The sequence below is a fragment of the Bradyrhizobium neotropicale genome (genome assembly GCF_001641695.1).
Taxonomy (GTDB): Bacteria; Pseudomonadota; Alphaproteobacteria; order Rhizobiales; family Xanthobacteraceae; genus Bradyrhizobium; species Bradyrhizobium neotropicale.
On sequence record NZ_LSEF01000021.1, the window covers coordinates 1 to 7664 of the forward strand.

General features: G+C 59.6%; 7 protein-coding genes and 1 pseudogene. 2 read left to right on the forward strand and 6 right to left on the reverse strand.

What is annotated here, in order from left to right; translation table 11 throughout:
- Positions 1 to 10: 10 nt before the first annotated feature.
- Genes tnpC through tnpA form a run of 3 tightly spaced genes read right to left on the reverse strand, consistent with a single transcriptional unit; the run spans position 11 to position 2454 of the window.
- On the reverse strand, positions 11 to 1663 hold the full coding sequence (tnpC, locus tag AXW67_RS02770) for an IS66 family transposase (protein ID WP_063676418.1): 1653 nt from the start codon (positions 1661 to 1663) through the stop codon (positions 11 to 13).
- Between the two features lie 45 nt (positions 1664 to 1708).
- Positions 1709 to 2056 carry an IS66 family insertion sequence element accessory protein TnpB gene (gene tnpB, locus AXW67_RS02775; RefSeq protein ID WP_063676419.1) on the reverse strand — a complete coding sequence of 116 codons (348 nt, stop codon included), beginning with the start codon at positions 2054 to 2056 and terminating at the stop codon, positions 1709 to 1711.
- Entirely contained in the window at positions 2053 to 2454 is a 402-nt protein-coding gene (gene tnpA / locus AXW67_RS02780; protein ID WP_063676421.1) for an IS66-like element accessory protein TnpA, read from the reverse strand. Before tnpA ends, tnpB begins: the two co-directional genes overlap by 4 nt.
- A gap of 431 nt (positions 2455 to 2885) precedes the next feature.
- On the opposite strand from tnpA, the gene AXW67_RS44965 reads away from it, so the two are divergent.
- A complete protein-coding gene (locus AXW67_RS44965; RefSeq protein ID WP_430641442.1) occupies positions 2886 to 3023 on the forward strand; it encodes a hypothetical protein in 138 nt (45 codons plus the stop codon).
- A gap of 1258 nt (positions 3024 to 4281) precedes the next feature.
- Here AXW67_RS44965 and AXW67_RS40105 read toward each other — a convergent pair.
- The 3 genes and pseudogenes from AXW67_RS40105 to AXW67_RS02795 all read right to left on the reverse strand — a co-directional run.
- A pseudogene (locus AXW67_RS40105) lies at positions 4282 to 4974 on the reverse strand (transposase); the annotation flags it as partial.
- Positions 4975 to 5589: 615 nt separating this feature from the next.
- The gene (locus tag AXW67_RS02790) at positions 5590 to 6231 is read right to left on the reverse strand and encodes a RolB family protein (protein ID WP_488226169.1); all 642 of its coding nucleotides are present in this window, start codon (positions 6229 to 6231) and stop codon (positions 5590 to 5592) included.
- Complete coding sequence (locus AXW67_RS02795; RefSeq protein ID WP_063675747.1) at positions 6203 to 7333, reverse strand: IS630 family transposase; 1131 nt, start codon at positions 7331 to 7333, stop codon at positions 6203 to 6205. The genes AXW67_RS02790 and AXW67_RS02795 overlap by 29 nt, the downstream gene beginning before the upstream one ends.
- A gap of 38 nt (positions 7334 to 7371) precedes the next feature.
- Here AXW67_RS02795 and AXW67_RS02800 point away from each other — a divergent pair, with 38 nt between their 5' ends.
- A complete protein-coding gene (locus tag AXW67_RS02800) occupies positions 7372 to 7653 on the forward strand; it encodes a LexA family protein (protein ID WP_063675745.1) in 282 nt (93 codons plus the stop codon).
- Positions 7654 to 7664: the final 11 nt, after the last annotated feature.

Sequence of the window (7664 nt, forward strand, 5' to 3'; positions counted from 1 at the left end):
TGCGTGAAGGTCAGGCGGCCTGCTGATCGGCGGGCTTGTCGGCTTGGCGCAGGAGCTTCCATTCCCAGGGCAGCAGTTCGTGCAGACGCGATGCGGGAAGATCGGCGATACGGGCGAGGACGTCGGCGAGCCAGGCCTTGGGATCGACTTCGTTGAGGCGACAGGTCGTGATCATCGTCAGCATGATGGCGGCACGGTCAGCGCCACGCTGGCTGCCGGCGAAGGTCCAGTTGCGCCTTCCCAAGGCGATGCCTCTCAATGCGCGCTCGGCACAATTGTTGGTCAAGCAGATCCTGCCATCGTCGAGGAAGCGGGCGAAGTCGTCCCAGCGCCGGAGCATGTAGTTGATCGGCTTCAGGACCTCGGAGGAGCGCGAGAGGGTTTCGCGCTCACGCAGCAACCAGGCGTGCATGTCCTCGAGAAGCGGATTGCTCTTTTCCTGGCGCATGGCGCGCCGCTCGTCGGCGCCGCTGCCGTTGATGGCGCGCTCGATCTCGAACAACGCATCGAGTCGTCTGACAGCCTCCAGCGCGATCGGAGAGACCGGTTTGCCCTTCTTACCTTCTCGAGCATTTTTCTCGATGTCAGCCAGCTCGAAGAAGCCCCGCCGCGCATGGGCAAAGCAAAACGCCGGCGTAATCGGCAGCGCCTTCTTCCGCGGGTCGAACAGCGGCTCGAAGCCGCTGTAGCAATCGGCTTGCAGGATACCGGCGAAGGCGGCCAGATGCTTCTGGGGATGCTCGCCTCGTCGGTCGCTCGAGGCGTAATAGACCGCCGCCGGCGGCGCAGGCCCGGCGAAGGGCCGGTCATCTCGCACATAAGTCCAGATCCGCCCGGTCGTGCACTTGCCCTTCGCCAGGATACGGATGGTGGTGTCATCGCCATGAAGGCGCTCGGCAGCGAGCACATGGCGTTCGATCAAGTGGAAGAGCGGCATGACGGCGAAGGTCCCGTGGCCGACCTGGTCGGCCAGCGTCGACAACGGCAGGTCGATCCCCTCGCACTTGAAGCGCGCACTCTGGCGGTTGAGCGGGATATGCATGCCGAACTTGTCGAACAGGATCGTCGCCAGCAATTGTGGGCCGATGAAGCCGCGCGGCGTGGCATGGAACGGCGCGGGCGGCTGGCTGATCTTCTCGCAATCGCGGCAGGTGAACTTCTCGCGTACCGTCTCGATCAGCTTGAAGCGGCGCGGGATCTCCTCCAACGTCTTGGTCACATCCTCACCGATCTTCGCCAGCCGCGATCCACCGCAGCAGGCACAGGTCGTTGGAGCCTCAATGACCACGCGCTCGCGTTCGATGTCGTCCGGCCATGGTTTGCGCACCGGCCGCTTGCGCATGAAGGGGCGGACGTTCTGCGTCTTCGCCGCTGCGGCCTGCGCGGCAAGCTCATCCTCGCTCGCCGTGGTGACGAGTTCTTCGAGCTCCAACTCCAGCTGCTCGAGCAGCCGTGCCGTGCGCTCGGAGCGCTGCCCGTACAGTTCGCGTTTGAGCTTCTCGATCCGCAGCTCCAGATGCGCGATCAGCGCCTCGTTGTCCGACAGCTCCGCCCGCGCACTGGCAGCAACCGCCTCGGCTTGCAGCCGCGCCTCACGCTCGGCCTGCAGCGCCGCCAGGGCACTGACAAGGTCCGATGGAAGATCGTCCGGCTTCGATATCATGAAGCCATTGAATCAGATCAAGCAGCAGATTCAAACTGTAAAACGCTATCCGACCCGCGTCGGACGCTGGGTTTCTTGAGGGTTGCGCCAATCGATCCCGGACAACAGATAGCTCAACTGCGCCGGCGAGATCGTTACCGATTCACCGGCAACCGATGGCCAGATGAACCTTCCTCTCTCGAGTCTTTTGGTAAATAGGCATGCTCCCTGGCCATCGTGCCAGATCATCTTCACAAGATCGCAGCGGCGACCGCGGAAGACGAACAGATGACCACTGAGCGGGTCTTTGCGCAGCACCTCCTGCACTTGGAGTGCCAACGACGGAAAGCCTCTGCGCATATCCGTGTAGCCTGTCGCGAGCCACACTCGCGCGCCTGTCGGAACCGGGATCATCGGCGCACCAGAGCATCGAGAACTCGACGCAGCGCGTCTCCATCAACGTCGCCATCGACCCGGATGCGGTGTCCGCTACCAAGATCAATCTCGATGATGCCCTGGCTCCTCGGTCGACGCGCCGGCGCCGTCGTCAATGACGCTTCGGCCACATCCCGCGGCGACACAGACGGCCCAATCTCGACCGGCACTAACGGCGCTATACTCGCATCACCGTGCTTGCAAAGCTCTTTGCGCCACCTAAACAGCTGGCTCACATGAAGGCCAGCCATGCGAGCCACCTCGGAAACAGTGGCTCCGGGCTCGAGCGATGCTGCAACTAGCCGTTCCTTCTCATCCTGCGACCACCGACGCCGCCGCTCGACCGATGTGATCACCTCAGCCCGCGAAATCGTCATAGCGCTTCTCCTAGGATTACCCCTAGGACCTGCAGCGTTCGCGTCCGTCAAACAAGGCGGCCCTCAACGGAGGAATACCATCCAAGCGGCGTTCCATGTTTGCGCTTTCGCGTCAGTCGCTGCTGCGACGGACGATGCGACGGCGACCAAAGTCGTGGGGGTTGCTGGCCTTCGATTTTCCGGCTCGAGGGTGCCATGTGCCGATTTCGCCGTTGTCATCCAAGCCCCCTTAATGCCGGCCAAGGCAGCCAGTTCACCGCCGCCTTCACCGGCACACTGACCGCCACCGGCGTCAGGATCTCGATGGACCGTCGCGGGCGCTGGATGGACAATATGTTCATCGAGCGGCTGTGGCGCTCGCTCAAATATGAGGACATCTACTCAAGGGTTATTCGGATGGCCACGAGGCCAAAGCCGGAATCGCCCGATGGATCGACTTTTACAATTTCCGGCGCCCTCATCAGGCGCTGGAAAACCGCGCGCCGATGGCGGTCTGGCGGGCCGGTGTCCCCGGCGCCTTCGGCGAAGGCGCTGCGGATATGACGCTTCTCGCAAGCGAGAAGCTTTGAAAACGCAGCGCGTTTCCCACATCCCCGCAGCCACATCAGCAGCAAGCAAGAGTATCGTGAAGTTATTGGGAAGAACGAACGGCAGTAGCTCCTTAACAAACCGGACCCAGTGGTCCTCAGCATAGGGTCCACTTCAATACCGCGTGAAGAATGGATATGCTATCGATTTCACAATGCGCGACAACACCACATCTGCGGCGGCAACACGGACACGAACTTACTGACAAGAAGCATTACAGCCGACACGGACTACAATCGCTCATTAGCACGTTGTTGACCTAACTGTTGCTTGTAATGCTCTAGTCCTGCGCGATCTCGCGCGGTCGCATGCGTTTGGGATATTTTTCGGTTCGCATTTTGTCTTATAAGTTTCCGGGATTTGGCGTCGAACAAATTGAGTTCAAATACGGAAGAGCGGAAGCCGCTATTGTTTCCGGAATCGTCGCTTGAACCCTCGGGAACAGCGATGAACCAGGTAAACCCTCTATCAATGCAAGAATCCGGAGCCGCAGCAGGAGACGTGTTCGATTTCACATGGGTGGTGCCTGTGAGTTTACCAGTCCGGACACATATGTGCATCCGCCTGAGTCATATAGACGTAAGAGAGATTGACATCGTTTCGCCCAAGATGGTTTGCGTAGCGAGCCCTGCGGTTTCCGATGATGCCCAATAGCGTGTTAGGAGCATTAACATTGACTGGATTGCCCGCGCCCCATGACATCGTGAGAAAGAGGAGAGAGCCGCTCAGTTGTGCTTCGTGATGGAAGGAACAACGTTTGTGGTGATAGGCAAGAGTAACGACCGAGATGGAGTGGAGCCTTGATTGTCCTTGGTGAATGCAAGGGCGCAATGGGCTTATATAGATCCTGGCTGCGAGTTGCCGCCAGCGCAACACGACTTTCCCTCGTTGTGTCCCGCCAATCGATTTGGTGGCTCATTGCGGAACAACGGAGTTTGATGGCGACTGCGGAGCTTTCTATTTGGCTATTCGTCCCCGGATAGAGCCGACCTCTAGGTCCAGGGAAAGATCATTTTAGGCAATAATAGGAAGCTCGACGCTTCAAAAGGCACTTCGCGCTAATCCTTTTCCAAAGGACGGTTGAAACACCGAGATGACGGGCGCCATTTTCGGCTCGAAAACGCCCCTTTGCGAAACGGAAGGGTATTTCACTGTCGGACAACGACAGAGACCTGCTACTGAATTTTCATCCAACGGCAGTTAGAGTCTCGGTGGTTTGTACGACAAGTGGCGCGGGTGGAGCAACGGACGGTCGGCGGAGCCGGTCGTCCGGAGGATGCGGAAGCGCCGCCCGTTAGCGAACTGGTCGTGGACGAAGTCCAGCGACCAGCGGGCATTGGGCTTAGCCTTCACCAGGATCGGGGCCGGGTCCCCACGGCCTTGCGGCGGCTTGCGCACGGTGAGCCCTTCCGCTCGATAAAGCCGGTTGATCCGGTTGATCCCCGATCGATCGCCCTCCCGCCGCAGCCAGACGAACAGCCGGCCCTATCCGAAACGCCGCCGCTCGTTGGCGAGATCGCGCGATTGACCACGCAGAGCCGTGTCTGGAGGGCGGCTGGAGCTGTAGCGGATCATCTTCGGATCAGCGCTGACGATCGAACAGGCCCGCCGTTCCGACAGGCTCATGACGGCCTGCAGATGCGCGACCGCAGAGCGCGGCGGACCCTAGCATTTCTTTGAAAGAAGCTCGCGAAGGGCGGCCGCAATCAAGCATCTGCTCCGCCAGGAGCTTCTTCAGTTTCGCGTTCTCCTCTTCCAACGCCTTCAGCCGCTTGGCCTCAGAGACATCCATGACGCCGAATTTTGCCTTCCAATTGTAGATCGTCGCTCGGAGATTCCATGCTTGCGAGCCAGGTCGGCTGTCTTGCCCCCAGCCTAATGCTCCTTCAACACAGGGATACTCTGCTCTTCCGTGAACCTTGCTCGCTTCATCCGTCCGTCCTTCTTCGGGACGGCACACGCCCACTACGGATTCGCCCTGTCGGCGCAAACCGGGCGAGTCGCAGAGGCGGCCAGCGACTACCTCGAGCTCTCGGCTCATCGTGTGTATCGGCCTGCCCGCACTTCGTGCTCCCGGCGCCTCTGTCCCGATGGTCGCACGACACGCCGGTTTAGGCAGCTTCCCGAGCGATGAGTCGGTTACGAAGCTCTCACCTTTACCATCGTGAATGCCGACACACATTGGCGAGGCCTCGATTGCATGGACAACCGACAGCGGGTGATCCGCGCGCCTCTCGAATCGTTCTATTAATACGGCAATTCGCAAAGCGGGGTTTGATTTAACTACATTTGTTCGCGCGGCAGTCCAGACAAATAAGAAGCCAAGTTTATTGAATAAAAACCGGTTACATCATGACAACACCTGCGGGCGGCGTCTTCGGAGAAGATGCTGCCTGAGTACACATTAATAAGACTAGAACGTAGACAAAGGCAATTACAGACATCATCACACTACATCATCCGCATGAGGTTTGACGTTCGCAAGGCAAACCAGATGCAGCATTCCCGGGCAGGTCCCGCAGGGACTTACCTCCTGGCGCATGGCGGCTAGTCATCGGACGAATTGTCGTCGGAACCCTCGGGGTCGTGATATTTGACCAGCGAATAGTGAACCCGCAGCACTGGTGCAGTTGCAATGACGTCGAATGAACCAAAACCATGTCGCTTAAAGAAGCCACGGTTGTCATTATAGGTGAAATTAGTCTTGGGAATTACGATACAGCCCGTGACGTCTGATTTAGTGACCAGCCTGCACCCGGCCGAATGGTACATTCTAACAACGGCGCAATTTTTGTAACTGAGCCCCACCCAAAACGGTGGAAAGGGTACTGCCATCAAACTCTCGCGGCCATCTGAGTCCACAAAGCGCATGTGCTCTGGAACGTGATCAAGGCTTTGCGCTTGTTCGCATGCACGCGCCCTGGCTTCAGGCATGTACACGAACAGCAACTGACCGACCGTCCGTCGGTCGCGCGAGTCCGGAGTGGTTTCGATCTGTTCCAACGACTCGCGCCGGAGTGAATGGTTCATACAAGGAGAGCTGAAGAAGTCCCCATTCGTCTCGAAGTTAAGGCCACAACGCTGCGTTTGCCCCACCCATAACTGTTGCGCAGGCAGCAGGACGTCGTCGAGATAATCGCTATATCCGGCTAGTGGTTCATCACAGTGGTTTTGACTCTTTGGCGGCAACTGGATAGGCGCGACCGAGTTTGGCGCGGGCTTTGTCGGTTGTGAACATCCATTTGATGCGGTCTCGCGCCTTGTTTCGCTGCCGTTGCCATGCTGCGATTTCTTTTCGAAGCCTTTTGGGATCGTCGATGCGACGGCCGAGACACTGGCGCTGCAGCACGCTGATCTCGCACTCGACCATATTGAGCCAGCTGGCGTGTTTCGGGGTGTAGTGGAACTCGAGGCGGCGCAGGATGCGACGGGCCTCGGCAGGCGCAAATGCCTGATATAGCGCGCCGGCCGTATGAATCGACAGATTGTCCTGCACCACACGGATGCAGGCGGCATTGGGATAGTGGACGTCGACGAGTTCGCGCATGCAGTGCGCGTAGTCGACCGCGGCGCGGTGGTCTGTAACCTTGACATTGCGCCAGCCGCGATGCGGATCGAAGGTGACGAAGAGATTGACGGTACCGTTGCGGCGATATTCGTAATCGTAGCGCTCGCGCTGTCCCGGTTGGGCAGGGATCGGCTGGCGTACCTCGCCGATCAGCTGGACTGGGGTCTCGTCGAAGCAAACCAGGGGCCGCTCGGGATCCGGCGCCTCGGCGTAGAGATCGAGCACATCCTCCATCCGGGCGACGTATTCGCCGTCGACATGAGGAATGCACCACATATCCCGGCGCCACGGCTTGAGGTCGTTGTCGGCCAGCCGGCGGCGCACGGTCTCGCCCGACAGGCTGGCGTGATCGGTGAGCTTGACCATCGCGTCGGCCAGCAATGTCAGCGTCCAGCGTTTGCGGCCGGCGGGCGGCTTGGCGCATGCCGTCGCCACCAGCAGGGCCTCTTCCTTGCCTGTCAGCTTGCGTTCCGCGCCCGGACGCGGCTCCTCACTCAAGGCCCGCTCCAGATTGCCTTCTACGAAACGGCGTTTGGTCCGGCCGACGGTGGAAAGGCTGACCCGGACGGTTCGGGCAATCTCCGCGTCGCAGCTGCCTGAATCGGCCGCCAGCACAATCTGAGCCCGTTTGAGTTTGCGGGCGGAATGCGTGCCGCCGCCGAGCATTGCCGTCAGTTCGTCCCGCTCGGCTTGGCTCAATTCGACCCGATAACGTACATTCATGCTTCGCCTCCTTGTCGGAGGCCGGGACGAATCCAGCTATGAGTCAAAAATCAGGCGCGCACTTCACCGAGAAGCAGGGACACTATCTCGCTTTCATCCATACCTACTCGTACATGTTCGGACAGCCGCCCGCCGAGGCCGACATCCAGCGGCATTTCCGCGTCAGCCCGCCGTCAGTCCACCAGATGATCCTCACCCTCGAACGCAACGGGTTCATTCGTCGCCAGCCCGGCGTCGCTCGAAGCATCGAGATCCTCTTGCCACCCGAAAAGTTGCCTATCCTCGGATGGCTCGGTATCAAAACGTCAAAATCACTGTGATGAACCACTAG

Excerpts from the sequence above, each read along its gene's own strand:
- tnpC (WP_063676418.1), bottom strand. The coding sequence starts at position 1,663 with ATGATATCGAAGCCGGACGATCTTCCATCGGACCTTGTCAGTGCCCTG.
- tnpB (WP_063676419.1), bottom strand. The coding sequence starts at position 2,056 with ATGATCCCGGTTCCGACAGGCGCGCGAGTGTGGCTCGCGACAGGCTAC.
- tnpA (WP_063676421.1), bottom strand. The coding sequence starts at position 2,454 with ATGACGATTTCGCGGGCTGAGGTGATCACATCGGTCGAGCGGCGGCGT.
- AXW67_RS02795 (WP_063675747.1), bottom strand. The coding sequence starts at position 7,333 with ATGAATGTACGTTATCGGGTCGAATTGAGCCAAGCCGAGCGGGACGAA.
- AXW67_RS02800 (WP_063675745.1), top strand. The coding sequence starts at position 7,372 with ATGAGTCAAAAATCAGGCGCGCACTTCACCGAGAAGCAGGGACACTAT.